Origin of the sequence: Epilithonimonas caeni DSM 17710, from assembly GCF_000426465.1 — a bacterium.
In the GTDB taxonomy this organism is placed as follows: Bacteria; Bacteroidota; Bacteroidia; order Flavobacteriales; family Weeksellaceae; genus Epilithonimonas; species Epilithonimonas caeni.
Window position 1 is genome coordinate 145,230 of the sequence record NZ_AUFK01000019.1, and the last position, 26,307, is coordinate 171,536.

Genomic DNA, 26,307 nt, shown 5'->3' on the forward strand with positions numbered 1-26,307 from the left:
GAAATGATCTTAGGTCTCTGTGTTTTATAAATATGAGATCTATACTTTTTCAACTTGCATATAGCTCAGTTCCATTGGTGTTTTTCTACCAAAAATAAGAACAGAAACTTCTACTTTTTTCTTGTCTTCCAGGATTTTCTCTATTGTTCCGTTGAATCCGTTGAAAGGACCATCGATCACTTTTACATTTTCTCCAACAATGAAAGGAATCTCAACGTCTGTAGCAAATTCAGAAAGTTCATCCATTCTTCCGAGCATTCTGTTAACCTCAGATTTTCTCATAGGAACAGGCTCTCCGCCTTTTGTAAGGCTCAAGAAAGAAATTACTCCTGGAATATTTTTGATTACGTGAGGAACTTCTCCCACAAGATCAGCTTCTACCATTAGGTAACCTGGATAATAAGGCTTTTCTTTTGGAACTTTTTTACCATTTCTGATCTGGATAACTTTTTCCATAGGAATTACTACCTGAGTAACATAAGCATCCATGCCTAAGCGTTGGATCTCGTTCTCAATATAATTCTTTACTTTATTTTCCTGTCCGCTAATAGCTTTCAGCACATACCATTTCGATTCGCTCATGAGGAAAGTAATTTTGGATTAGTTAAATAGATTAATAAACGTAGCAATAAGATTCTTGATAGTAACACTGAACAAAGAATCTACTCCAAATGTAAATAAAGCAAGAATAACCGTAGTCACAGCCACAACAATTGTAGAAGACTGCAGGTCTGGCCATTTCGGCCACTCCACTTTATCTTTAAATTCTGTATAAGAACCTTTTAAAAAATTAACTAATGAGCTCATATTTTAATTTTGCACGGGCACTAGGATTCGAACCCAGATCAACGGTGTTGGAGACCGGTATCCTACCATTGGACGATGCCCGTAGATTATAAAGTTCCGTAAGTTTCCTTACGGAACTTTAATTATATTAAGATGATCAATCTAAGATTTCAGTAACCTGACCAGAACCTACAGTTCTACCTCCTTCTCTGATCGCAAATCTAAGACCTACGTTAAGAGCGATTGGTTGTAGCAATTCTACAGTAATCTCTAAGTTATCACCAGGCATTACCATTTCTACACCTTCCGGCAAGAAGATCTCACCTGTAACGTCAGTAGTTCTTACATAGAACTGAGGACGGTACTTGTTGTGGAATGGAGTGTGACGTCCACCTTCTTCTTTAGAAAGGATATAAACAGAAGCTTTGAATTTTTTGTGTGGTTTAACAGAGTCTTTCTTAGCGATAACCATACCTCTCTTGATGTCAGTTTTTTCAATACCTCTCAACAATAGACCTACGTTGTCACCAGCTTCACCTCTGTCTAGGATCTTTCTGAACATCTCAACTCCTGTAATAGTAGAAGTCAATTTCTCATCACCCATACCAACGATATCAACCGGATCTCCAGTGTTGATAACACCAGCCTCGATTCTACCAGTTGCCACAGTACCTCTACCTGTAATAGAGAATACGTCTTCAATTGGCATCAAGAATGGCTTATCAGTATCTCTTGGTGGTTGCTCGATCCAAGTATCAACAGCATCCATCAATTCTTCTACAGATTTGAACCATTTATCTTCAGTATCAACTGTAGCAGCAGTAGCAGCAGTAAGAGCTCCTAATGCAGAACCTTGGATTACTGGAGAGTTATCTCCGTCGAAATCGTAAGTAGACAACAAGTCTCTAAGTTCCATTTCAACAAGTTCTAACAATTCTGGATCATCCACCATGTCAACTTTGTTCATGAAAACAACAATTCTAGGTACGTTTACCTGACGGCAAAGTAGGATGTGTTCTCTAGTCTGAGGCATAGGTCCGTCAGTAGCAGCACATACAACGATAGCACCATCCATTTGAGCAGCACCAGTTACCATGTTCTTTACGTAATCCGCGTGACCTGGGCAGTCAACGTGAGCGTAGTGTCTTTTTTCAGTTTCGTACTCGATGTGAGCCGTATTGATAGTAATACCTCTTTCTTTTTCTTCTGGAGCTGAGTCAATTGCAGAGAAGTCTTTTTTCTCAGCAAGACCTTTGCTAGCTAATACAGCAGAAATAGCAGCCGTAAGAGTTGTTTTACCATGGTCAACGTGACCAATAGTACCAATGTTCAAGTGTGGTTTTGAACGATTAAACGTTTCCTTTGCCATGATTTTAATATTTAATTTATTTAACTATTTTTTTTCGGTCTGCAAATATAATGAATTTTTAAATATCAAAAATTATTTTATATAAAAATTAATAACATGATTTTCAATTTAAAATAATTTGAAATAATTCACTATTCCTACTCCCGGACCGGAATACAAATTTACAGCAATTAATGTAAAAAAGTTCCCAAAAAAAATCCCGAAAATGATTCGAGATCTTCAGAGCCAACTACGGGATTTGAACCCGTGACCTCTTCCTTACCAAGGAAGCACTCTACCCCTGAGCTAAGTCGGCTTAAAAAAAAATCACATTCCGTGAGGTCTGTGATTTGAGCGAAAGACGGGGGTCGAACCCGCGACATTCAGCTTGGAAGGCTGACGCTCTACCAACTGAGCTACTTTCGCAATTTTGTTTCCTAAATTGTTGGTAAACGTGTGCAAATTTAAAAATAAATTTTCAATCTGCAAAATTAATTATAAAAAAGTGGGGAGAGCAGGATTCGAACCTACGTAGCCGAAGCAGCTGAGTTACAGTCAGCCCCATTTGACCGCTCTGGTATCTCCCCAGTATTTTTATAAATGAGCCTCCAGAGGGATTCGAACCCACGACCCCGAGATTACAAATCACGTGCTCTGGCCAACTGAGCTATGGAGGCAAATAGATTCCAAAAGAGCTTTCTTTTCTGCGCCGCGGTTGTTTCCGTTTTGCGAGTGCAAATATGAGACACTTTTTTGAAATCTACAAATATTTTATAAAAAAAATTTTAATTATTTTTTTAAGCTAATTCTTTTTTCTTGATTAACAGTTTTTTAGCTGTTTCAACACATTCGTCCAAACTTTCCTCAAAACTTGAACAAGTCTTCTTTACTACAATATCATTCCCGGGAATCTTCACAACCAGCTCCGTAGTTTTATTTAATTTGTCTGATGTATTTTCTACCTTAAGATAGACAGCGGACTCTACGATCTTATCATAAAATGTTTCAAGTTTGCTCAATTTTTTTTCAATTCTCTCTTTCAATGGTTCATGAGGTGTAACACCTACTGTCTGAATTGTAATCTTCATAACGTCTGTTTTAAATGGTTAAACAATAAAAATGTAAATTTTCACTTCATATCATTTCTTTTATTAGCTTCTCTTGGATGTGCACTTTTATAAACCTCTTTCAACTTTTCTATATTAGCACTCGTATAAACCTGTGTACTTGCCAAACTGGCATGTCCCAATATTTTTTGGACTTTTGATATTTCTGCACCTTGGTTCAGAACGTGTGTTGCAAAAGTATGCCTTAAGATATGCGGGCTCTTTTTCTGCTTGGAAGTAACATTACTAAAGTACTTATTAACGACTAGATACACAAACTTTTCACCTAGTTTTTTTCCCTTTTTATTAACGAAAAAATAATTTTGGTTTTCTGTATCGGCCAATCTCATATTAAGATATGTTTGATAATCTGATAACAATTCATCGGATAGCGGAATAACTCTGGCTTTATTACCTTTACCAATTACCAGCATTTCTTTTTTTGAAAAATCCACATTTTCGAACAAAAGATTACACAATTCGGATTTTCTGATCCCTGTCTGATATAATGTCTCTATGATCAGTTTTTCCAACAACGTCATCTTCCCTTTTTCTTCGATCTCAGTCTTCATCACATCCATCTCTTCCACTGAGAAAGGAATCCGTTTTTCTGCATAGAATTTAAGCGAATCTATTGTTTCCATAGGTGAAACGTCTATCTCTTCCAGTCTAAGCATAAAAAGATAGAAACTACGTAGCGAGGATAATTTTCTATTGATACTTCTTTTACTAAGCCCAGAACGACCAAGTTCTACAATAAAGTTCTTGATCACCTTTTTATGCACATGAACAATGTCTTCGGAAGCTTCACTCTTTAATACAAAGGCTGAAAAATCCAAAAGGTCTTTTTTGTAGTTGGTCAAAGTATGTGGAGAATATCTCTTTTCTACGGTAATATAATCCAGGAATCTTTCTATCATAGGTATATAAATGCAAAATCACTTCCAAATATAGAAATTCGGAAGTGATTTTTATTATGTTTTGCTAAAAAAGAACTAAGCTTGCTCTTCTTTGCTCAAGTTTCTCTGTTTGTGAGCTGCTTTAAGTTTAGCTTGTCTCAAAGTTACAGAAGGCTTAATAAACTGTTGTCTAGATCTAAGTTCTCTTACAACTCTGGTTTTATCAAATTTTCTTTTGTACTTTTTTAAAGCTCTGTCGATAGACTCTCCGTCTTTTACTGGTATTATTAACATAATTTACATCTCATTTTGAGGTGCAAAAATATGAATTATTTATTAATCTACAAATTTTTACGATTTATTTTCGAAAAAATTAGAATACGGAATACTTTATAATTTAAACGCAAAGTTTACCAATATCTTTGATATTATTAAAAACATTTTAAGATTCGCAAAGGTACTTCGTTAAGTTTGCAAACGGAAAGCGGGGTCAAGCTACTATAATTACCAAATAAAAACTCCCGAATAAATCCGGGAGTCTTATGCTTTATGCTTTGATGTACAAAGCGTTCTTAACCTCTTCTTTCACTTTTTCCACTTTCGGGAACCATTCTGCAAACAATGGTGCTGAATATGGTGCCGAAGCATCTGGCGTTGTGATCCTCTTGATAGGCGCATCCAAATAATCGAATGCTTTCTGCTGAACCATGTACGTGATCTCTGTCGAAATCGAAGCAAATGGCCAAGATTCTTCCAGAATCACCAATCTGTTAGTTTTCTTTACAGACTCTAGAATGGTGTCATAATCCAAAGGACGAATCGTTCTAAGGTCGATAACTTCTACAGAAATACCTTCTTTTTCCAATTCCTCTGCAGCCTGCAAAGCCACTTTCATGATCTTACCGAAAGAAACCAATGTTACATCTTTTCCTTCTTTCTTGATATCCGCTTTTCCGATTGGGATATAATATTCTTCCTCAGGGATTTCCATTTTATCACCATACATCTGCTCAGACTCCATGAAAATCACCGGATCGTTATCTTGGATCGCTGATTTCAAAAGTCCTTTCGCATCATAAGGATTGGAAGGAACGATCACTTTAAGCCCAGGACAGTTCGCATACCAGCTTTCAAAAGCCTGAGAGTGCGTAGCTCCCAATTGCCCTGCAGAACCAGTTGGCCCACGGAAAACAATTGGACAGTTCCACTGTCCGCCACTCATCTGATAGATCTTCGCCGCATTGTTGATGATCTGATCGATAGCCACCATCGAGAAGTTGAAAGTCATAAATTCTACGATAGGACGATTCCCGTTCATTGCAGCTCCTACAGAAATCCCGGTAAAACCAAGTTCTGCAATAGGCGCATCGATGATTCTTTTTTCACCAAATTCATCTAACATTCCTTTGGATGCCTTGTAAGCTCCGTTATATTCCGCAACTTCTTCTCCTATAAGAAAAATAGACTCGTCTTTACGCATTTCTTCGCTCATGGCCTGAGCAATTACTTCACGAAATGTATGTTCTTTCATCTGTAATATTAATTATTTTTTTGTCAGATACAACGCAATGCGTTTCACTTGAAAATGTTCCTTTAAAATTTCGAAATACAAAAGTATTAATTTTTTTGTTATGCTAATAATAAAAAAAGGCCTCCGAATGGAAGCCTGCTATTTATCATAATTTTAGTTTAATCAACTTTGTGCCAAGTCTGTGTTTTAACCGCAATTCCTAGAATTAGTGCTTTTACTTTTAATTCATTACCTTCCCTTACGATTTCTGTTTTATAGGATTTTCCATCTTTTGGATTAGTAATTGTTCCTCCCGAAAACTCGTTGCCATCTTTTGAAAGCCCTCTGATGATCTCCAGACCGATCAATGGTTTGTTTTTTCTGTCATCTTTACATTTTACACAGTTGTTATTTTCTGGTTTGATCAATAACTGAACGATTTTACCGACATATTTTCCTTTAGAGTCCTTAGAAATTTCAACTATGGATTTTGGCTTTCCTGTTTCGTCGTCAATCGTTTTCCATTTTCCTTCGATTTGAGCAAATGATAGAACGCCGATGAATGACAAGGCAAATGCTAAAATTAATTTTTTCATTGTCTTTTATTTTAAGTTGTTTTATTTTGATAGGCTTTTTCTGTTAACGTTAAATTAACATTGTTAAAAATATAAATTTATTTTAAACAAACAAGTATTTTTTATTATCCGAAGCATAAATAAAGCCATTTATCAGAATTTTAAAAAGTTAAACAATGATTCTATCTAAGTTTTCTATTGATCACCCTATCCATATAATCCTGATACCAGGCTTTTGTCTTTTCGATTCCCAGTTTCTGTTCAGTGTTCAGGTTTTCACTCAAAATATTGTTGGATAATGCCAAATCCGATTTGACATACATTCCCGTCACCTCTTTTCCATTAAAGATATAAATATAGTTCCCGATAATCATCTGCTCGTTGATCGCATCCGAATTCACAATCATATAATCTTCATTCCTGTCTGACAACAAACTTCTACCCCAGCTTCGGATTTTTTTGTTGTAACCAAGTAGATCTGCCAAAGTCGGATAAATATCGATCTGTTGGGCGAATCTATCATCAATACCTTTTAAGTTATATTTTGGATTGGGAGAGAAAAACAATAACGGAATAGCGAAACGGTTCATCGCTTTTTGATATTCGGGATAATTGATCTGATTGGTATGGTCAGCCGTGAGCACAAAAATCGTACTCTGATACCAAGGTTGTTTTCTGGCCGTCTCAAAGAATTTTTTCAAAGCATGATCTGTATACTGAATCGGTTCGTGGATCTGCAAAGTTCCTTTTTTAAATTTTCCATTGTATTTCTCCGGAATCTTGAATGGGTCGTGAGAAGATGCCGAAAATAACGTTGACATAAAAGGTTGCTTCTTCCCAATATTCTTTGCAAAATATTGAAAAAACGGTTCATCCCAAATCGCCCAAATGCCATCAAAATCTTCATCTTTATTATATTCGGTTTTACCGAAGTAATGTTTGAAACCCAAGATATTTCCAAATCCCTGAAATCCCATCGAGCCATTCGGTGCGCCGTGATAAAAGCTCGTATCATAACCCATATCATTACAAACCGAAACAATGGATTGGATTTTCTGATTGGAATATGGCGAACTTGTAAAAGCATCTGTCAGACTCGGGATCCCTGCCAAGACGGAACTCATTCCGTGGATAGATTGTCGTCCATTGGCAAAGGCATTGGTAAAGATCAAACTTTGATCGGCAAGACTATCTAAAAATGGTGTGTAAGAAACAAAACCTTTAATATTATTTTGTTTGTTGAATGCGCCGGAATACTCTTTCCCGAAACTTTCCAGAATGAAAATAACGACATTTGGTTTTGAGTCCACTTTGCGATTGTACAATTTATAAGGCTTAATTTCTTGATCAATGAATTTCTTATCAACAAAATGGACGAGTTTGAAATTATTAGTTCCAATTGTCCTGAAAAATGAAAAAACGCTATTCAGAACAACATTTGCCTGAAGCGGGTTACTCACATGCTTATTCGCATCAACCAAATTGATCGGTCTTGTAGAATGCTTGAAATCTCCCCGGATCCCGCCAACAACCAAAGTCGCAACCAAACATAAACTAATGATTGATGAAACGAAATAAACAATGAGATTCTTAGGTTTTTCATCTTTAATTGCCACTTTTTTATAAAGAAGAATCCAAATAAACAAAAGCACAACAAAAGAAACGATGACAAACGGATGCTGTAAAACCGCATTCCAAAAAATCCTGTCAAGATTATTCTCATTTTTCCCAACTTCAATAGCAGCAGAAGTCAATCTTGCCTGGCTGAATCTGTAATAGATAATATCTCCAAAATTGAAAGCATAAGTAATCCCATTAGTGATGAAATACCAATAGAATAGGAATTTTTGATAGTTTTGTTTTGTGTTGATAACCAACGGAATCATACTTAACAAAATGAAAACCGCATTCACATACAAAATCGCAGTTGTATCAAATGCAGTTCCGTAATAGGACAATTTGAAATATTCTGATATTCCATGTATTTTTATCAAGTTTTTATTGAAAACCCAAAATAATAATCTTGCTATCTGATAAAAGGAAAAAGCCAGAAAAAGTCTGTAAATCAAGGCAAACAATTCCTGCCCTCTTAAATTCTTCATTTTGCAAAATTACAAAAAGATGGAAGTAGATGTGGGAAGATAGAAGTTTTTCCAAAGCACAAAAAACATCCAGCATCCAACTTCGAGCTTCCAACAAAAAAACTTATTTTTGTGATATGAACTTTATCAAGAATAACCTTGCCAATGCTTTTACCTTAGGGAATCTTTTTTCCGGTTGTGTTGGTATCATTCATTTATTTCTAGGCGATTATCAGACAACTGCGATTTGCATTGTCATTTCTTTGGTCCTTGATTTCTTTGACGGTTTCATTGCGCGGGCATTGGGTTCCAGCAGTAATCTCGGTGGACAATTGGATTCTTTGGCAGATATGGTAAGTTTTGGATTTTTGCCCGGTGTTGCGATGTATAAAATGTTTGAATATGAAATAGGAATTTGGGAATATCCTTCTTTTATAAAATATTTTGGACTACTGATAACACTTTTTTCTTGTCTCAGATTAGCGATTTTCAATCTGGATGAAGAGCAGAAATATTACTTCAAAGGACTCAATACCCCGAGTAACACGATTTTAATTTTTGGAATTTACTATTTAACACAAGTTCCCTTACCAGGAAATTTAGAATTTTTATTTGGTGAAAATTTGACTAATATTCATTTTTTTCCATCACTTCCATTTTTGATTTTAATAACCATTTTAAGTTCATGGCTTTTAATCTCGCCAATCAAAATGATTGCGATGAAATTCAAATCAAAACAATTAAAAGACAATTATCCAAAAATAGCTTTATTAATTGGTGGAATTTTGATTTTATTAATTTTTAAAACAGTCGGAATTCCTTTAGTAATTATATATTATATCTTAATTTCATTAATATTCCAAAAACAACTAAAATAATTATGAGTTTTGAATTAAAAGTTAAAATTCATCTTAATACAAAAAAACTCATCATTCATAACTAATAATTTATAACTATAAGAAATGAACCTTAAACTCCATAAACCACTTTGTGTTTTCGATTTGGAAACCACCGGAACCAATATCGGAAAAGACAGAATCGTAGAAATTTGTATTCTGAAAGTCAATCCGGACGCTTCCCGAGAAAGTAAAACATGGAAAGTGAATCCCGAAATGCCAATCCCAAAAGAATCTTCCGCAATCCACGGAATCTATGATGAAGATGTCGCAGAAGCACCAACTTTCCGTGAAATTGCGCCCAAAGTAATGGCGATGATCAAGGATTCAGATCTGGGAGGATTCAATTCAAATAGATTTGACATTCCTGTTCTGGCGGAGGAAATGTTGAGAGCAGATGTAGATTTTGACCTTAGCAAACATCGCTTTGTAGATGCCCAAACGATTTTCTTCAAAAAAGAACCGAGAAATCTTGGCGCCGCTTATCAATTCTATTGCGGAAAAACTTTGGAAAATGCGCATTCTGCAGAAGCCGACGTAATGGCAACCTTCGAAGTTCTGGACGCACAGGTTGGAAAATATGAAGATGTTCCAAACGAAATTGCTGAGTTAAGTGATTTTTCTTCTCAGAACAGATTTGCGGACTTAGCTGGAATGATTCATTTTAATGAAAAAGAACAAGAGGTTTTTGCTTTCGGAAAATACAAAGGTCAAGTTGTGAAAGAAGTTTTTCAAAAAGATTTGGGTTATTACGGCTGGCTTCAAAGCGCAGACTTCCCACTTTACACTAAAAAGATCTTTACAAAAATCCAGTTGAAGTCCCGCTTCTAATTAAATTAACAATGTGAAAATCTAACAATCTACCAATTTGGAATTATGGATTGTTACGTTGTTAGATTGATAAATTTTACATTAATATTATGAAAATAATCTGCATAGGAAGAAACTACAGCGAGCACGCAAAAGAACTGGGAAATGAAGTTCCCGAAGACCCGGTAATCTTTATGAAACCTGATACCGCTATCTTGAAAAAAGGTTCTGATTTTTATATTCCCGAATTCTCTGATGATGTTCACTATGAATTGGAAGTTGTTCTGAAAATCTCAAAAGGCGGAAAATATATCCAGAAAGAAAATGCGGGAAAACATTATGACGAAATAGGTCTCGGCATCGATTTTACAGCAAGAGATCTACAGTCCAAATTAAAGGATAAAGGTTTGCCTTGGGAGTTGGCAAAAGGCTTTGATGGTTCGGCTGTAGTCTCGGATTTTGTTTCAAAAGAAAATTATGATTTGCAGAATATCAATTTTTCTCTGACAAAAAACAACGAACAGGTTCAGAATGGAAATACAAAAGATATGATCTTCAGTTTTGATGATATTATTGCTTTTGCTTCTCAGTATTTTACCTTGAGAGTCGGCGATCTGATTTTCACCGGAACGCCAAAAGGTGTTGGAAAAGTTTCTGAGAATGATTTGCTGGAAGCTTTCCTCGAAAACAACAAATTGTTTTCTCTGAAAATCCAGTAACTTTTCATGTATTTATATCATACTTCGAAATATGAAAGTGGCTAAGTTTTTGCTCTTATATAATTAGAAATACTATAAACCTTGAGATTATGAAAAAAATTATTTTACCCGTAGATTTCTCCGACAGCTCCGACAAATTGGTAGATTATGCTGTAAGTTTTGCAAAAGATGTAAATGCAGAGATCGCTTTGATTCACGTTGCTGCTACAGATATTGGTTTTGTGATTGGAGATATGGGCTTCCAGTATTTTCCGGAAGTGGAAGAAAATGAAATCAAATACGAATTGAAGGAGCTCAACAAACTTGAGCAAAGAGTGATCTCTCAAGGTGTAAACTGTACTCACATTCTAAAACAAGGCGTTGCTGGCGATACAATCTTAGAATATTCTGACGAAAAAAAAGCTGATTACATTGTGGTTGGTTCCCACGGCAGAAGCGGTGTCTATGATGTTTTCATCGGCAGTTTGACCAAAGAAATCACCAGAAAATCAAAGATCCCTGTTTTGGTTGTTCCTTGTCATGATGAAGAATAATATGTTGGGAAATAGGGTCAAAAATAATTATTCAAGATCTAAAAAAAATAAAAGAACCCGTCTCGTTGCAATAACAAGACGGGTTTTTTATAAATATAATCAATTTATTTAACCTTCGTTTTTGTAGATCTTTGGGTCGTAATAAGGGTGTTTCCCTTCTGTTGGAGAATGATAATCTTTATCTTTCTGTGCGCCTAATGTGACTACCAGAATATAGCACCAATAGCAGAAAAATCCTGAAGCTACCAGGAATAAAATCCAATTCAAAACATTAGCAGTAAGGTCAAAAAAACCGAAAGACCATTTGAATGCTGCACTTAATGCTAACCAGAAAGATGTCATATTTTTCTTTTTTTAAATTAACTTTGCACAAATTTATAAAAAATGTTTCGATTACTTTCTAAAGAAAGCAATATTTTTTCGGTTCCGGTCTATATCGGTTTTTTATTTCTAATATTCCTGTCACTTAATTTATTAGATTTCAAATATATAGATATATTTCCAGCGATAATTACATTTACGGGAATCAGTTTGGGATATTTTTTATTCAATGCGATTGCGCTTAATCAATTTTCGCATCTTCCGCTTTTCCTCTACACAGTTTTTGTGGCTTCATTTTATGATGGAACTATTGAGTTGGGGCTAGCATTTACTTTTCTGATGAGCTCTATTCTATTATTGATCTTAACTAGTCAAAATGACCAATTGAGAAAAAGTTCTTTTATGCTTGTAGGCTCTATCCTGGCCTTCAATTATTTGGTTTTTCCACCAAGCTGGCCAATGGGTGTTTTTGTAATTTTTCATATTATCGGAACCTCAGGAAGAATCGGGCTTAATCTTTTCAGACTATTATTTGGAGTTATTTTAATCGTACTGAGTTATTTCGGATTGATGTATCTCATCCATTATACAACTTGGGACAAGGCTTATTTGCCTTTTTATGGGAAATTCGAGGCTTTGGATTCTTATTATCCGTTGTATATCCTGGGTCCGATTGGTTTGATGCTACTCTACTCTATTTCCGACCATTTCAAACATTACAATGAGAAAAGCCCGATCAGCCGATACAAATACACATTTGTTCTCGTATTTTCTCTTGCCCAATTGATAACGATTATTTTCTATATGGGAACGCACTACGAATATCTGTTACTCCTAGCGTTGCCTTCAAGCATTATTATCAGTAGGATGTTACGTTTTCTCCCAAAATATTGGATGCAGGAACTGGGACTTTGGGTCATTGTCTTTACGCTTGCAATCTTTAAAATCGTTAATTTTGTATAAAATTTAAAATGGATGTCGAATGATTCAGATAGATGATAAATTAATTTCAGAAGATGTTTTCGCAGAGAGTTTTGTCTGCAATCTTTCCAAATGCAAAGGTGTATGCTGTGTTGACGGCGATACCGGAGCACCTCTTGACAAGGATGAATTACCCATATTGGATGAAATTTTCCCAAAAATAAGATCTTATCTAAGACCAGAAGGTGTAAAAGCTATCGAAGAGCAAGGTACTTGGGTAGTTGACCCTTATGACGGTGGTTATGTAACGACCTTGGTGAACGGAAGCGAATGTGCCTATGTGATTTTTGATGAAAAAGGAACTACAAAATGTGGCATCGAAAAAGCCTATGAAGATGGCGTTGTAGATTGGAAAAAACCAATTTCCTGTCATCTCTATCCAATTCGTGTGAACGAGTACAAAACCTTTGTGGCACTTAACTATCATGAATGGGAAATCTGTAATGATGCCTGTACCTTGGGGAAAGAACTACAGGTCAGAATTTATCAATTTCTAAAAGAACCTCTCATTCGAAAATATGGCGAAGCTTTTTACAATACGCTTTGTGAAGCTGCGGAAGAATGGGAAAAAGAATATAATTCTTAAATAAGATTTGAGATTCGAGACACTGGATTCGAGACTTTAATTTTAATATATTTCACAAAAAAGGATTCAAAATTATTTGAATCCTTTTTTTTATTTGTTTCTAAATTCAATTATTTAAATTCATCATCAGAAACCGGCTGATTGATTATGATGTCAGAATTTTTCACTGTAACTTGTTGTCCGGCAGCATCGATAGACATTTCTTCTACAAACTTGATCCCATCCACATCAGTATATTTAGAAATAATCATTGTTCCTTTGTCGCCTTCTGTTTTCCAAAGCAAATTGGTTTTTGCATCAAAATAATATTTGCTGTCATCAGAAGACAAAACGATGTAATCTTTACCATCGATCTGTTTTTTCTCAACAGTTTTGATTTTTTCGGGATTCATTCCAAGTGCGTCCATTATTTTTGCGTCTTTCAATTTTGCAACTTGGTCAGCCGGAAAATCCATTTTTTGACCCATTTGGTTCGCAAAGCCTTTTTCTCCATCAAAAATCTGCGACATCTCCTGTCCCATCATACTTTGAGTAGATTTGAATTTGTTGTCCTTCTTCACCGTTTTCCCTTCCATTTCCATTCCCATCACGCTGATGGTATTTTTCATAGAAAGCGTTTTTACAGACTCCAGCTTTTGTTTTCCTCCAAGCGCAGTAATATAATTATCAATCACTTGCTTTGCTGTTTGAGCAGACATATTTGCCACTGTCGCAACAGAAAAAGCAAATGTTAAGATCAATTTTTTCATTTTAATTTTTTATTTTATATGAACGAATATAGTGAAATTCACTGAATAATATTTTTCTGTTAGTTCGCATCCAAATATTTTTGTTACAAAAAATAAAAACAACTTCGGAATTTGAAGTTGTTTATTGATTGACACAAAAGCTATTAATCTTTCTTTTTGATGTCGTCTTTTACGTCTTTATAAGTGTCACTTACTGCATTAGCACCTTTTTTGGCTGTTTTACCAGTCCATTTTGCAGCATTCTTTACGCCTTTTTTGGTTGCTTTTGCTCCTTTTGTAGCTGTTTTCCCAGTCCATTCTGCACCATCTTTTACACCTTCTGCAGTTGCTTTCGCTCCTTTTTCAGCAGTTTTTCCGGTCCATTTCGCAGCATCTTTCACGCCTTCTCCCGTTGCTTTTGCACCTTTCTCCACTGCATTGCCAACCGTTTTTGCATCCTTTTTAACTTCCTGTTTTACAGTTTGGGCGTTCATTGCTACAGCTACCAATACAATTGCTGACAATGACAAAATTCTTTTTTTCATTTTCTGAATGTTTTTAAAATTAACAATACAATATTAGCATAAAATAAGCCAAAAAATTCATTAAGACTTTAATTTTAAAAAATATTTTTTCCAGTTCTTTTCGATGAGGAAAAATAATATTTTTGCAAAACTTATGGCAAAGGCAAATCTCAGAACGAAGAAGAAAATTCATCAGAAAAGAAAAAAGGTTTTTATGAAAAAGCGTTGGATTTTGCTGATCATACTTTGTATTTCCTTGTTGGGAACAGGATTTTATCTGAGACAAAAAATCAATTATTATTTCACCTATTATCTTGGAAAACATTTTGAACACAAAAAACTTTCCAATACAGAAGCAGAGAAGGCAAGAATTGAGAAAATCACCGGACTTTATGCCAACCAGACTTTTGGTTTCGATATTTCTCATTATCAAAGAAAAGAAGATATCCAGTGGGACAGTCTGAGCATAGGCAATAGGACAATTCCGCTGCAATTTGTGGTTCTGCGGGCAAGTATGGGAAACCGAAAATTGGATAAGAATTTTGACCATTTTTGGGAAACTGCTAAACAACATAACTTGATTCGTGGTGCGTATCATTTTTATCGTCCCGATGAGGATCCTGTGATGCAGGCAAATTCATTTCTTTCTGTTGCAAAATTAGAATCGGGCGACCTTCCGCCAATTCTTGATATTGAGAAAAATCCCAGAAAAAAATCAAAGGAAGAATTGGTTTCTGACCTCAAAGTCTGGATAAAAATAATGGAAGAAACTTACGGTGAAAAACCAATTATCTACACCTATTATCATTACTACAAAGATTATCTGAAAGGCGAATTCGATGATTATCCACTTTGGCTGGCCAATTATAATGATGTTCCAACACCTTCTCCTGATGATGAATGGCAATTCTGGCAATTCTCAGAAAACGGCATTGTTTACGGCATCAATTCAAAGGTAGATTTGGATATTTATAACGGAAATCTCTGGTCGTTGAAAATGCTGACGATAGATTAGATCAGTTTTACCGCAAAGTCTCATTGCGAGTCACTTTGCGACTTTAATTAAGAGTTTTATATTTAAAAATAAATTGTGCCTTTGCGTTTACTATTTTTTAATTCTTAATAAACTCAATCACATCCTTGTTCAATTCCTCTGCCCTTTCTATAGGAACGCCGTGTGAGGCACCTTTGTAGATTTTCAGTTTAGAATTCGGGATTTCTTTTGCGATGTATTCTGTATGAGAACGAAGGATTAAATCATTTTCCCCAGCAACTACAAAGACTTTTGCTTTGATATGATCAAGTTGTTCCTTGGTAATTTTTGGTTCATCGATCATCAACTGAAGTAATCTGATATCACGTTCCGGTTTGTTCTCAGCACGCATTTTTTCGGCGTCTCTTTTCATATTCTCCACTTCATTTTCGCCGACTCCATTTGGAAAAACATTCGCACCACTTGTGATGATCTTATTAGCCATTTCCGGGTATTTGATGGCGAACTCGATTCCGGTATTTCCGCCGTCGCTCCAGCCAAGAATATTTATTTTTTTGAAACCCAATTTATCCGCCAAGGCTTTAACATCATCAGCGAATTTAATGTAAGTCAAAGGTTCTTTTGAAGAATCTGTACTTTTCCCTTGTGCACGCGTATCCATCGCCACAACAGTAAAATATCTGGAGAGCTCCGGAATTTCTTTTGAAAAGGCATCGATGCTTCCTCCGTTTCCATGAAGCAAAAATAAAGGTTCGCCTTTGCCATAGATCTCATAATAAATATCTGCGTCTTTCAAATGAAGGATTTTTCCAGCTTCAGGATTCTTGCCAAAATCATAGACTTGCGCAAAAGAAATCATTGATATCAACAGAGCTATTAAGGCGATTATTTTTTTCATTTTGATATGATCGATTTCTCAAATTTAAAAATAAATCAAATTACTTTTTCACTTTCACATCAATATTGATAGCTGGCGCCGCTATTCCGATTTTTTCCCAATTTCCATAGAATGAACGATAATATCCAGCTTTGAATAATGCGCCGCTCAAAGCTACTTTACCATCAGCCTGTCCGATAAATTGAATCCCGACAAAGAATTTTCCTTGTAACCAAATATTTTCTTTGCTTACATCTATAGAAAAAGTCGAGTCTTGTAAATTGTCTTTGCTGATGGTTGCAATAATATCATTATCCAAGATCAGATTATTCGGTTTACCATCTTTTTCATCGTAAACTGTGTAACGGACTTTGATGGGCGTTGTAGATTCGAATCGGGAAAAATTCATATTGATTTTATTGATTTTTAATCGCTTACCGGAACTGAATTCCACCGCGGTTTCCTCTACAACTGCATTTCCTTTCTCCATATTTGGTGTAAACATCATAGATTTCGATTTGCTGTTCACACCTAGATTTTTCTCTTTATAGTTTTGAGGCGTAATGACAACTTCCTGGATGTTGGTCACTTTTTCATACAAATAAATATTGTGAGGGTTGCTTTTCACGAAGTCTTCTACAGTACTTCTGAACTGCTTGTAGCCGGGAACAGCAACCATCAGTTCTTTTTCTTTTGAAACGTTATCCAGCTGAATTTGAAATTTCCCATTTTCATCTGCCTGCACACCGAAATTACTATTTAATATTCCGATTTTAGCATAAGGAACAGGTTTGCTATCTTCTTTTGATAATACAGTGCCGGAAATAAGTTGTGCATGGGAAATAACGAATGCAAATAAAGCAAAAATAATGTTGATTTTTTTCATAGTTAACAATTTGAGAACAAACTTCTGAAATTTTCCATTCTGATTCTCTCAAAGAAAGGTTAAAATCAATTAATGTTTTAGTTAAAGTTTTCTGAATATTAATCAATAGTGACGGAATTATCGAGTTTCAATTTCTTATTTTTGCAATCATTCAATTATCAATCATCATTTATAACTAATGAATTACGTTTCTGCAGAAAATCTTAGCAAATCTTACGGCATCAAAGTTTTGTTCAAAAATATTACCTTCCATGTGAACGAAGGTGACAAGATCGCCATCGTCGCCAAAAACGGAAGCGGAAAATCTACGCTTCTGAAAATCCTGATGGGAAAAGAGATCGCCGATGGCGGAGATGTAGCTATCAACAAGGATATTCAGGTGGTTTTATTTGACCAGGAAATTGACTTTGATCCGAAATTGTCTGTAGAAGAGTTTATGATGACCCTGGACTCTGCGCCGATTTTGGCTTTGAAAAAATACCATCATGCTTTGACCTCCGATAATCCAGACCATATGGAAACGGCTTTGGCAGAGATGGAAATCCATAAAGCGTGGGATCTGGAAAATGAAATGGAGCAAATCCTTTCTCAGTTGAAAATCACAGATTTGAAAGCGAAAATGGGAACGTTATCCGGAGGTCAGATCAAGAGAATTGCATTAGCAAAACTCCTGACAGAAACCAGAGCGGAACATCGGCATACGCTTCTGATAATGGATGAGCCGACCAACCACCTGGATGTGGAAATGGTAGAATGGCTGGAAAATTATCTTAGTAAAGCCAAAATCACGTTGCTTCTTGTGACACACGACCGTTATTTCCTGGATGCTGTTTGTGACAAAATATGGGAAATGGAAGACGGAAATCTCTATCTTCACAACGGAAGTTACGCGACTTATCTTGAGAATAAAATGATTCGTGAGGATAATTTAAATTCGACTATCGATAAAGCACAAAACCTTTATAGAAAGGAATTGGAATGGATGCGAAGACAGCCCAAAGCGAGAACTACAAAATCCAAGTCGAGACAAGATGACTTTTACGAAACTGAAAAAATAGCGAAAACCGACACGAGAAAACAAGCTCTGGAATTGGATTTTGAGATGAAAAGATTGGGAAACAAGATTCTTGAACTTAAAAACATCAACAAAAGTTTTGGAGACAAAGTTTTGTTCAAAGATTTTTCTTATCAATTTCAGAGAGGTGAAAAGGTCGGAATTGTTGGAAAGAACGGAGCAGGAAAATCAACTTTACTGAATATCATCCAAGGTTTTGAACCAAAAGATTCCGGAGAGATTGAGACGGGAGAAACGATCAAGTTCGGGTATTTTGCTCAGAAAGGTCTGCAATATAAGGAGGACGAAAGAGTTATTGATTTTATCAAAGAGATTGGTGAAAACTTTCCTTTGGCCAATGGAAAGACGATTTCGGCTTCTCAGTTTTTGAGGTTATTTTTGTTTGATGACCAGACTCAGTATTCGCCGATTTCGAAACTTTCTGGTGGAGAGAAGCGTCGTCTTCACCTGATGTACATTCTTTATCAAAACCCGAATTTTCTTATTTTTGATGAACCCACGAATGATCTGGATTTGCCAACTTTGACGGTTCTTGAAAATTTTCTTCAGAATTTCCAGGGCAGTTTGATCATCGTTTCGCACGACCGTTATTTTATGGACCGAATCGTGGATCATGTTCTGGCTTTTGAAGGCAACGGAAAAATCAAAGAGTTTGTTGGAAATTTCTCGGAGTATCGCGAGCATCTTAAAAATGAAGAGAAGAATCCAAAAGCGGAAACTGCTAAAGTTGAAAAGGTTGAAGCCCCAAAAGAAACTGAAACTCCAACTGTTGCGATAACTCAGCCAACCAAAAAGAAATTATCTTTCAAAGAACAACGTGAGCTGGAAACTATCGAGAAAGAAATGCCAAGATTGGAAGAAAAAAGAGCAGAAATCCTGGAACAACTCAACAATGAATCTGATTACGATAAAATCTCAAAACTTTCCTCGGAATTGGAAACACTTTCCGGGAAATTGGAAGAATTTGAAATGCGTTGGTTGGAATTGCAGGATTAATTCAAATAAAAATGACAGATGGGATCAAGGACCGGGAATTTCAAGTTTTCTGAATGTTCTCAATCCGAAAACCAATGCCTTTAACGTGGAATGGATTTCACTGCAATTGGGATCGTGATCGCTTTGCTGTCAATATTTTTGTAGATTAATACTGGTGCTCCATAATATAACTCCGTGAAAATCCTGTCCAGACTCAGGTCAAATAAGATGCAAGGCTTTTAATAAAACATTCATACTCCAGATAATTACCATTACTCCAACACCGATGAACATTGCCTTTAAAGGTAGTTTTCCGGCAAGCCTGGCTGCAATTGGTGCTGCCAGAATGCCACCCAAAATTAATCCGGCGATCAGCTGCCAATGACTGATCCCGATAACAGAGAAGAATGTCAGCGCACTGGCGAATGTCACGAAGAACTCGGTCAAACTAACGGTTCCGATGACATAGCGTGGTGTTTTCCCTTTTGAAATCAAAGTTGATGTTACCAATGGTCCCCAACCGCCACCGCCAAAAGAATCCAAGAACCCACCGGCACCAGCCAGCCAGCCTACTCGTTTGGTTTTCTTGCGATTTTTATTTTTTTTGAAGGCATTCAGTAAAATTCTGATTCCGAGGACAAAAGTGTAAAGTGCTAAAAATGGCTTAATAATCCCGGCATATTTTTCACCCAAATATGATAACAATAGGGCTCCCAGAATGGCTCCGATAACACCTGGTATTAGTATATTTTTGAATAGTTTCTTATTGATATTCCCAAATTTGTAATGACTGAATCCGGAAGCGCCACTTGAAAACATCTCCGCAGTATGAATACTGCTGCTGATCGCTGGCAGAGGAATCCCAATGTACAACAGCGCCGCAGTGCAAGTCACGCCGTAACCCATTCCGAGAGCGCCATCAATCAACTGGGCTAAAAACCCAACCAAGAACAACCAGAAAAATCGCTCATCGGTATTATGATTCAGATATTGATAAGCGATGTTCAAATCTTCGAATCCAATGTAAAATGATACAATATTTCCTATCAGCAGAACAACAAAAGCCCAAAAAAATATGGTTGCAATCCTCCGCCATTTTTTTTCTCCGTTAATAATGAAAAGAGATTTTCTCTCTTGTGAATCATTATTCCCACGAAAGAAAAAATCATTCTCAGAGGGAAGACTCGGAGCAAAATATAAGTTCTTCCTTTCCTTTATCTTATTAATTATCAATTGGTCCTGAGCAGGATCTTCTGTTGCCACAATGAACAGGTCTGCAATTTCTAAATAAGAGTCATCAAAATCTTCATTGATAATTTTGACCGATGTATTCTCCAACAACAGGTTTTTGATATCATCAGAAAGCCTCTTGGCAAGAACGCTGATATTAGCATCCGGGATATTCTGCATAATATCATTAAGCTGTTCCGAAGCTAATTTTCCACCGCCGACGATCAGGATTTTGTTAGTCGATGCATTGATGAAAACCGGAAGTGAAATTTTTGATGTCAAATTTTTAATTTTTAAAGAGTCTTCGACAATCCTTCGAGAACCTCAGGATGACAATTGCCAGACAATATTATAATTACTGAATCAATCCTGCGCCAACTGTTACAAAGCTTGTCTCATCGATAAAGATAATGCCACCGTTGGAAGACAGATCTTTGTAAGAATCGTAAGCTAAAGGCTTTGCAGTTTTGAGTTTAAGTTTTACTATTTCGTTTAGTGAAACCTGTTCAACATCCTGTTTTTCCAGGGTGTTGACATCTAGTTTATATTCGATGTCTTTTACGACTCCCTTGACTTGGGTCGTATTATTTTGAATCAGATATTTTGAACCATTCTTCAAGGGTTTATCGCCCATCCAGCAAACGAGGACTTCTAATTCCTGTTCGATTTTCGGAAGGTCATCGGATTTCACAATCAAATCACCACGGCTGATATCTATATCGTCTTCCAAATGCAATATGATACTTTGCGGTGCAAATGCTTCTTCCACTTGTTTTTGAGCGACTTCTATTGCCGAAATTTTACTCTCAGTTCCGGAAGGTAAAATTGTCACCGAATCTCCCACTTTGTAAATTCCGCTGGTGATTTTCCCTGCGTATCCTCGATAATCGTGAAGTTCTTCTGTCTGAGGGCGAATCACGTATTGAACAGGAAATCTCGCTTTATCCAGATTGATCGTATGTTCCAGTTCAACAGTTTCCAAATAATCCAATAATGTTTTTCCCTGATACCAATTCAAGTTTTCAGACTTGTCAACAATGTTATCACCGTTCAAAGCTGAAATCGGGATGTAAACGACATTATTCAAAGACAATTGTTCTGCTATTTTTGAATAGTCACTTTTGATCTGATTAAAAATTTCTTCAGAATAATTAACCAAATCCAGCTTGTTAATTGCGACTACAACATTCGGAATGTTAAGTAATGATGCAATGATCGAATGTCTTTTGGTCTGTTCTATGATTCCGTTTCTGGCGTCAATCAGAATAATTATCAAAGCAGCGTTGCTGGCTCCGGTAATCATATTCCGGGTATATTGAACGTGGCCCGGCGCATCTGCAATGATGAATTTACGTTTCGGTGTTGAGAAATATTTGTACGCAACATCGATTGTAATACCTTGCTCACGTTCTGCTCTCAAACCGTCTGTCAGCAAAGCCAAATCAATGGTTCCGTCATTTTTGAATTTGCTGGCACGTTCAACAGCTTCCAATTGGTCAATCAGAATATTTTTGCTGTCGTATAAAAGTCTGCCTATCAGTGTGCTTTTTCCGTCGTCTACACTTCCTGCAGTGATGAATCTTAATATGTCCATTGTTTTGATAATTGATATTTGATAATCGATAAGTGATTTTGAAAATGCAATCATTCATCATTTATCATTCATCATTAATAATTAAAAGTATCCGGCTTTCTTTCTGTCTTCCATCGCGGCTTCTGAAGTTCTGTCGTCTATTCTGGTTTCGCCTCGCTCACTGGTTTTGGTCGTGATGATCTCTGCAATTACCTGCTCCAAATCGTTTGCTTCCGATAAAACCGCTGCAGTACATGTCATATCGCCAACCGTTCTGTAACGTACTTTTTCTGTGGTCACAATATCGCCTTCTTCCAAATTGACAAACTCATTCATTGCGATGAATTGGTTATCGAAATTAAGAACCTCACGCTCGTGTGAAAAGTAGATGGAAGGTAATTGGATATTTTCTTTCAGGATGTAATTCCACACATCCAATTCTGTCCAGTTGCTTATTGGGAAAGCACGTACCTGCTCGCCTTTGTGGATTTTTCCGTTGTAGGTATTCCACAATTCGGGTCGCTGAAGTTTCGGATCCCATTGCCCGAAATCATCACGAACGGAGAAAATACGTTCCTTAGCCCTGGCTTTTTCCTCGTCACGTCTTCCGCCACCGATACAACAGTCGAACTCGAATTCTTCTACGGTGTCCAACAGTGTGAAAGTCTGCAAGGCATTTCTGCTCGGCAATTTTCCTTTTGGTTCTCTCAAACCTTTTTCCTTAATGGTATCTTCTACTTTTCTGACGATGAGTTTTTCTCCGATCTGCTCAGCCAATTGATCGCGAAAGTCCAGTACTTCCGGGAAATTATGTCCTGTGTCGATATGAACCAACGGGAAAGGAAATTTGCCCGGGCGAAAAGCTTTCAGCGCAAGATGAACCAGCGTGATACTGTCTTTTCCACCACTGAAAAGCAAAGCCGGTCGTTCAAACTGGCCCGCAACTTCCCTGAAAATATGAATGGCTTCGGATTCCAACTGCTCCAGATAATCCAAATGATATTTTGACATTTTTTTATTTTTTAAGCGCAAACAGCGCAAAGTTTTTTTAATCTAATTGAAAATATTTTAAGGTTCACAAAGGTGTGTGACCCAGCAACATTATCTATTCAAAAATATTTAACAATTGGATTATATTTTATTTCTTAAATGATTGATTTGTTATTTGTGAACATGGAGGCCACATTCTTTTTTGCTGGCATCTTCCCACCACCAGCGACCGGCACGAAAATCCTCGCCCGGTTGAATTGCTCTTGTACAAGGTGCGCAACCGATGCTGACGAAACCTTTGTCATGTAAAATATTGTAAGGAATATTATTTTTTTTGATATGATCCCTCACCTGCTCTGTTGTCCAGAAAAGGATCGGATGGTATTTGATGATTTGATTGGACTCATCCCATTCGAATTGAGAAAGGTTTTCCCTTGCAACCGAATGCTCTGCTCTCAGTCCTGTGATCCAAATCTTGTTACCCCTCAAGGCCCTTTTTAAAGGATGAACTTTTCTAATGTCGCAACAAGTTTTCCTATTCTCTACCGACCTGTAAAAGGAATCTGGGCCATTGTCCTGAATGAATGGTTCCAACTCTTCCGGATCTGGATAATAAGCTTTGATTGGAAGTTTATATTTGGATTTGGTTAAACTCCAAGTATTGTAAGTATCTTCGAATAAACGGCCTGTGTCTAAAGTGAAAACTTTGATTCCTGAATTTTTCACATAATCCGTAATCACTTGGTCTTCGAAGCTAAAACTTGTGGAAAAGCAAACTTCATCCGGAAAAGTCGTCGTCAAAATCTCCAGAACTTCTTCTATCGATCTTGATGCAATATTTTCATCTATTAATTTTTGGAATGTTTCTTTTAGTTCGTTCTTCATCATTAAAGTTTATCCGAAATACAAATTTAACAATTCATCCAACTCTGACCAAATTAGTATAATTTAAATTTTGTTAATTAAATTAGTAAAATCTTTTCACATCAATTTCAGGATCAAGTTCAATGTCATTCTCCAAGTAGTCGAAAAGCACTTTTGAAAAATAGCTCCCGTTGTAAACACCTCTCGCTCCCAGTCCATTGAAAATATAAAAATTCTGATAATTCTTATGTCTTCCTAAAATTGGTCTTCTATCCATAACTGTTGCCCGAAAAGCAAAATTAACGTCCTTGATCTCAAAATCTTTTTTATACAATTCTTGAAGTCCATTTCCTAATTCTTCAAATGATTCCTGATTGATATCATCGGTCATATCAAAACGGTCATAGGTTCCGCCATAATAATATTCGTCGTTTTGAAGATTGAATAAAAAATGTTTTTTCTTGATGATATAAGGTTCAGGCTTATCTTTCAGTTTAAGTTTTAGGCAATGGCCTTTATTTGGTTTGATAGGAATATTTTTGAAATAAGGGTTATGATTGCTTGCAACACCCTCGCAGAAAACAAGATTTTTAAATGAAAGATATTTGTACGAATTGTTCTCGGTGTTAATTAAATCATAATCGAATTTTTCTCTTATCAAATAATTGTTCTCTTCAAAATAATTGAGCATATCATTGAAGAATTCAGTTACATCCAATCTGCATGATTGATTTACTTTTCCAGCTTCAAAGGGATTTTCTACACTTTCCAGATCTATAAAACCAGGATTGAGATATTCTTTCAAATCTTCTTTCTGAGAATTCTTCGTCCACTGAACTTTCTCGGAATCATTATGAAAGATTCGGACAACGTTTTCATTGATCAAATATTTCTTCGACTGATATTGTCCAATTTCATGAAATATAACATCAAGATAATTGATTTGTTCCTGCGACTTCCAAAATGTTGTAAACCGTTTCAGAATGACCGGATTACAGACACCTGCAGAAATCTGGGAAGCCGAAATATTATCATCATAAAAAATCTTGAAAGATCTATTTTCCTTGATCAATTGATGTGCAAAAAATATCCCTGCATAACCCGCCCCAATGATAATATAATCTACCTGTTCCATAAAAATAAAAACCTAAGTAAAGATACTTAGGTTTTTTTATTTAGACTATGAGAAATATTAGTAATTCCACATATCATTTTCCATTTGCAGAATCTGTGCTTTGATTCTATCACTTTCTTCTAACTGTCCATCGGCATCATTCGGGATATATTCATCAATAACTCCGCTTCCTCCTTTTCCAAGACCATTATCAGACTTATAAATAACTGAAGAAAAACGTCTTTGGTTCAAGACATCATCGAATGTAATGTCAGATGTAGAGTTTTTGGCATTGAAGATGAAATTGGTAGTCAAAACCTGACGAGCATCCGGATAGTAGATCCAGAAAAGATCAATCAGATCTGCTGCACCACCACCCATTGTAGAATTATCAATAGGTTGCCCAGCTTCTGCCAGAGCTTGCGCCTGAGATGCTCTAAGTTTAGCAGCATTTGGATCTTCACCCATCGCAGCAATTCCTAACAATCTGTATCTAAGCTGAGAATCTCTTTTATCAACATACCACATGCCCATCAATTTCAAAGCCTTAACCTTTTCAGTCCCTGTTACAATCTTATCAACGTTTGCTGAGATATCATTCCTGTTGATTTTGTACCAGCTACCGTCTAATTTGACCAAAACTGTACCCGGAGGAATGCTAACTGGCTTAGCAGCTGTTTTTTTTGCTACTTTCTTCTTCTTACCCTTTTTGGTTGTAGTTGTAGTCTCAACAGGTGTTTCCTCAGTAGCAGCTGGAGTGCTGCCATCGTTTACAAGAAGTATATCTTCCAGACGGGTTCCATAAAAAGCTTTCAGAGCACTAATATCAGCATCCGTGGAATTAATAATCGAATTGAAATATTTTTTTAAGTTATTTGCAGTTCCATCTTCGATCTTGTTCTCGTTAAGTGTTTGAGAAAAGTAATCAGCTACTTGCACAGCAGAAGTCGCAGTTACGATCTGCTCAGGAGTTAACCTTGCTGTAAAATCGTCGCCGGAATAGACCTCTTTGATCTTACCATTGTTCACAGCATCAAGCAAAACCTGGTACAATGATTTGTTCTGAGAAACAAGGCCGTCTGAGTTATGGTAAAAAGGCTGATTGATCTTATCATTCATATCAATAATTTCCCATACAACCATACTTCTCAATATATCTTTATCCTCGATAAAACCATATTTAAGAGGTGAAGCAATACTATCTTTCTTGATCTCACGTTCTTCGCGGAATGTCTGTGGAGAACTGGCATTGAGTATGCTGTTCTGAGCATAAGCAATGGTAGAGGAAAGACAAATTAAACTATATATAATCTTTTTCATAAATAA

28 protein-coding genes and 5 tRNA genes are annotated in these 26,307 nt (G+C 36.3%); 8 read left to right on the forward strand and 25 right to left on the reverse strand.

The features are described 5' to 3' along the window. Positions 1–39: 39 nt before the first annotated feature. From nusG to K319_RS0113895, 14 genes are all read right to left on the reverse strand, one after another. Complete coding sequence (gene nusG / locus K319_RS0113830) at positions 40–582, reverse strand: transcription termination/antitermination protein NusG (RefSeq protein WP_027384132.1); 543 nt, start codon at positions 580–582, stop codon at positions 40–42. A gap of 18 nt (positions 583–600) precedes the next feature. Beyond that, entirely contained in the window at positions 601–807 is a 207-nt protein-coding gene (gene secE, locus K319_RS0113835) for a preprotein translocase subunit SecE (RefSeq protein WP_027384133.1), read from the reverse strand. Between the two features lie 12 nt (positions 808–819). Beyond that, positions 820–890: transfer RNA gene (locus K319_RS0113840), tRNA-Trp, on the reverse strand. Positions 891–943: 53 nt separating this feature from the next. After that, the gene (gene tuf, locus K319_RS0113845; protein ID WP_027384134.1) at positions 944–2,155 is read right to left on the reverse strand and encodes an elongation factor Tu; all 1,212 of its coding nucleotides are present in this window, start codon (positions 2,153–2,155) and stop codon (positions 944–946) included. Positions 2,156–2,378: 223 nt separating this feature from the next. Further along, a tRNA-Thr gene (locus tag K319_RS0113850) sits at positions 2,379–2,450 on the reverse strand. A 37-nt stretch (positions 2,451–2,487) separates the two neighbouring features. Then, positions 2,488–2,560: transfer RNA gene (locus K319_RS0113855), tRNA-Gly, on the reverse strand. An 80-nt stretch (positions 2,561–2,640) separates the two neighbouring features. Further along, positions 2,641–2,721 (reverse strand) — tRNA-Tyr (locus tag K319_RS0113860). A gap of 16 nt (positions 2,722–2,737) precedes the next feature. Further along, positions 2,738–2,811 (reverse strand) — tRNA-Thr (locus tag K319_RS0113865). A 120-nt stretch (positions 2,812–2,931) separates the two neighbouring features. Then, the gene (locus K319_RS0113870) at positions 2,932–3,222 is read right to left on the reverse strand and encodes an HPF/RaiA family ribosome-associated protein (protein WP_027384135.1); all 291 of its coding nucleotides are present in this window, start codon (positions 3,220–3,222) and stop codon (positions 2,932–2,934) included. A gap of 41 nt (positions 3,223–3,263) precedes the next feature. Then, the gene (locus K319_RS0113875; protein ID WP_027384136.1) at positions 3,264–4,160 is read right to left on the reverse strand and encodes a tyrosine-type recombinase/integrase; all 897 of its coding nucleotides are present in this window, start codon (positions 4,158–4,160) and stop codon (positions 3,264–3,266) included. 75 nt (positions 4,161–4,235) lie between these two features. After that, positions 4,236–4,433: a 30S ribosomal protein S21 gene (rpsU, locus tag K319_RS0113880; RefSeq protein WP_027384137.1), complete on the reverse strand. Its 198-nt coding sequence runs from the start codon at positions 4,431–4,433 to the stop codon at positions 4,236–4,238. A 253-nt stretch (positions 4,434–4,686) separates the two neighbouring features. Then, positions 4,687–5,670 (reverse strand): pyruvate dehydrogenase complex E1 component subunit beta, encoded by a 984-nt coding sequence (locus K319_RS0113885; protein ID WP_027384138.1) that lies wholly within the window; start codon positions 5,668–5,670, stop codon positions 4,687–4,689. Positions 5,671–5,828: 158 nt separating this feature from the next. Further along, positions 5,829–6,245, reverse strand: coding sequence for a DUF2147 domain-containing protein (locus K319_RS0113890; protein WP_027384139.1), 417 nt, complete (start codon positions 6,243–6,245; stop codon positions 5,829–5,831). Positions 6,246–6,406: 161 nt separating this feature from the next. After that, positions 6,407–8,326, reverse strand: coding sequence for an LTA synthase family protein (locus K319_RS0113895; protein WP_027384140.1), 1,920 nt, complete (start codon positions 8,324–8,326; stop codon positions 6,407–6,409). Positions 8,327–8,442: 116 nt separating this feature from the next. Between K319_RS0113895 and K319_RS0113900 the strand changes: the two genes are divergently transcribed. The 4 genes from K319_RS0113900 to K319_RS0113915 all read left to right on the forward strand — a co-directional run bounded on the left by K319_RS0113900 (position 8,443) and on the right by K319_RS0113915 (position 11,263). Then, a complete protein-coding gene (locus tag K319_RS0113900; RefSeq protein WP_027384141.1) occupies positions 8,443–9,183 on the forward strand; it encodes a CDP-alcohol phosphatidyltransferase family protein in 741 nt (246 codons plus the stop codon). Positions 9,184–9,267: 84 nt separating this feature from the next. Then, on the forward strand, positions 9,268–10,032 hold the full coding sequence (locus tag K319_RS0113905) for a 3'-5' exonuclease (protein ID WP_027384142.1): 765 nt from the start codon (positions 9,268–9,270) through the stop codon (positions 10,030–10,032). A gap of 89 nt (positions 10,033–10,121) precedes the next feature. Continuing rightward, complete coding sequence (locus tag K319_RS0113910; protein WP_027384143.1) at positions 10,122–10,730, forward strand: fumarylacetoacetate hydrolase family protein; 609 nt, start codon at positions 10,122–10,124, stop codon at positions 10,728–10,730. A gap of 89 nt (positions 10,731–10,819) precedes the next feature. After that, positions 10,820–11,263 (forward strand): universal stress protein, encoded by a 444-nt coding sequence (locus K319_RS0113915; protein ID WP_027384144.1) that lies wholly within the window; start codon positions 10,820–10,822, stop codon positions 11,261–11,263. Between the two features lie 108 nt (positions 11,264–11,371). On the opposite strand, the gene K319_RS0113925 is transcribed toward K319_RS0113915, so the two are convergent. Next, positions 11,372–11,605 carry a hypothetical protein gene (locus tag K319_RS0113925; protein ID WP_027384145.1) on the reverse strand — a complete coding sequence of 78 codons (234 nt, stop codon included), beginning with the start codon at positions 11,603–11,605 and terminating at the stop codon, positions 11,372–11,374. Between the two features lie 42 nt (positions 11,606–11,647). On the opposite strand from K319_RS0113925, the gene K319_RS0113930 reads away from it, so the two are divergent. Together K319_RS0113930 and K319_RS0113935 are read left to right on the forward strand one after the other, a co-directional pair. Further along, positions 11,648–12,547 (forward strand): DUF6427 family protein, encoded by a 900-nt coding sequence (locus K319_RS0113930; RefSeq protein ID WP_027384146.1) that lies wholly within the window; start codon positions 11,648–11,650, stop codon positions 12,545–12,547. Positions 12,548–12,566: 19 nt separating this feature from the next. Next, complete coding sequence (locus K319_RS0113935; protein WP_027384147.1) at positions 12,567–13,151, forward strand: DUF3109 family protein; 585 nt, start codon at positions 12,567–12,569, stop codon at positions 13,149–13,151. A 110-nt stretch (positions 13,152–13,261) separates the two neighbouring features. Here K319_RS0113935 and K319_RS0113940 read toward each other — a convergent pair whose 3' ends face one another. Together K319_RS0113940 and K319_RS20505 are read right to left on the reverse strand one after the other, a co-directional pair. Beyond that, entirely contained in the window at positions 13,262–13,900 is a 639-nt protein-coding gene (locus K319_RS0113940) for a LolA family protein (RefSeq protein WP_027384148.1), read from the reverse strand. Between the two features lie 143 nt (positions 13,901–14,043). Further along, positions 14,044–14,424, reverse strand: coding sequence for a hypothetical protein (locus K319_RS20505; protein WP_034671835.1), 381 nt, complete (start codon positions 14,422–14,424; stop codon positions 14,044–14,046). Between the two features lie 133 nt (positions 14,425–14,557). On the opposite strand from K319_RS20505, the gene K319_RS0113950 reads away from it, so the two are divergent. After that, positions 14,558–15,418, forward strand: coding sequence for a GH25 family lysozyme (locus K319_RS0113950; RefSeq protein ID WP_027384149.1), 861 nt, complete (start codon positions 14,558–14,560; stop codon positions 15,416–15,418). Positions 15,419–15,515: 97 nt separating this feature from the next. On the opposite strand, the gene K319_RS0113955 is transcribed toward K319_RS0113950, so the two are convergent. Together K319_RS0113955 and K319_RS0113960 are read right to left on the reverse strand one after the other, a co-directional pair. Further along, positions 15,516–16,295 carry an alpha/beta fold hydrolase gene (locus tag K319_RS0113955; protein ID WP_084403455.1) on the reverse strand — a complete coding sequence of 260 codons (780 nt, stop codon included), beginning with the start codon at positions 16,293–16,295 and terminating at the stop codon, positions 15,516–15,518. A gap of 40 nt (positions 16,296–16,335) precedes the next feature. Beyond that, positions 16,336–17,160 carry a carboxypeptidase-like regulatory domain-containing protein gene (locus K319_RS0113960; protein WP_027384151.1) on the reverse strand — a complete coding sequence of 275 codons (825 nt, stop codon included), beginning with the start codon at positions 17,158–17,160 and terminating at the stop codon, positions 16,336–16,338. Positions 17,161–17,338: 178 nt separating this feature from the next. On the opposite strand from K319_RS0113960, the gene K319_RS0113965 reads away from it, so the two are divergent. Then, positions 17,339–19,231 carry an ABC-F family ATP-binding cassette domain-containing protein gene (locus K319_RS0113965; protein WP_027384152.1) on the forward strand — a complete coding sequence of 631 codons (1,893 nt, stop codon included), beginning with the start codon at positions 17,339–17,341 and terminating at the stop codon, positions 19,229–19,231. Positions 19,232–19,429: 198 nt separating this feature from the next. Here the strand turns inward: K319_RS0113965 and K319_RS20510 are convergent, their stop codons facing one another. The 6 genes from K319_RS20510 to porN all read right to left on the reverse strand — a co-directional run bounded on the left by K319_RS20510 (position 19,430) and on the right by porN (position 26,301). After that, positions 19,430–20,722 (reverse strand): TSUP family transporter, encoded by a 1,293-nt coding sequence (locus tag K319_RS20510; protein WP_084403456.1) that lies wholly within the window; start codon positions 20,720–20,722, stop codon positions 19,430–19,432. 73 nt (positions 20,723–20,795) lie between these two features. Then, positions 20,796–22,034, reverse strand: coding sequence for a sulfate adenylyltransferase subunit 1 (locus tag K319_RS0113975; RefSeq protein WP_027384153.1), 1,239 nt, complete (start codon positions 22,032–22,034; stop codon positions 20,796–20,798). Positions 22,035–22,115: 81 nt separating this feature from the next. After that, entirely contained in the window at positions 22,116–23,024 is a 909-nt protein-coding gene (cysD, locus tag K319_RS0113980; protein ID WP_027384154.1) for a sulfate adenylyltransferase subunit CysD, read from the reverse strand. Between the two features lie 150 nt (positions 23,025–23,174). Beyond that, positions 23,175–23,888, reverse strand: coding sequence for a phosphoadenylyl-sulfate reductase (locus tag K319_RS0113985; protein WP_027384155.1), 714 nt, complete (start codon positions 23,886–23,888; stop codon positions 23,175–23,177). 82 nt (positions 23,889–23,970) lie between these two features. Continuing rightward, complete coding sequence (locus K319_RS0113990; RefSeq protein ID WP_027384156.1) at positions 23,971–25,002, reverse strand: NAD(P)/FAD-dependent oxidoreductase; 1,032 nt, start codon at positions 25,000–25,002, stop codon at positions 23,971–23,973. 57 nt (positions 25,003–25,059) lie between these two features. Continuing rightward, positions 25,060–26,301 carry a type IX secretion system ring subunit PorN/GldN gene (porN, locus tag K319_RS21145; RefSeq protein WP_051230699.1) on the reverse strand — a complete coding sequence of 414 codons (1,242 nt, stop codon included), beginning with the start codon at positions 26,299–26,301 and terminating at the stop codon, positions 25,060–25,062. Positions 26,302–26,307 lie beyond the last annotated feature (6 nt).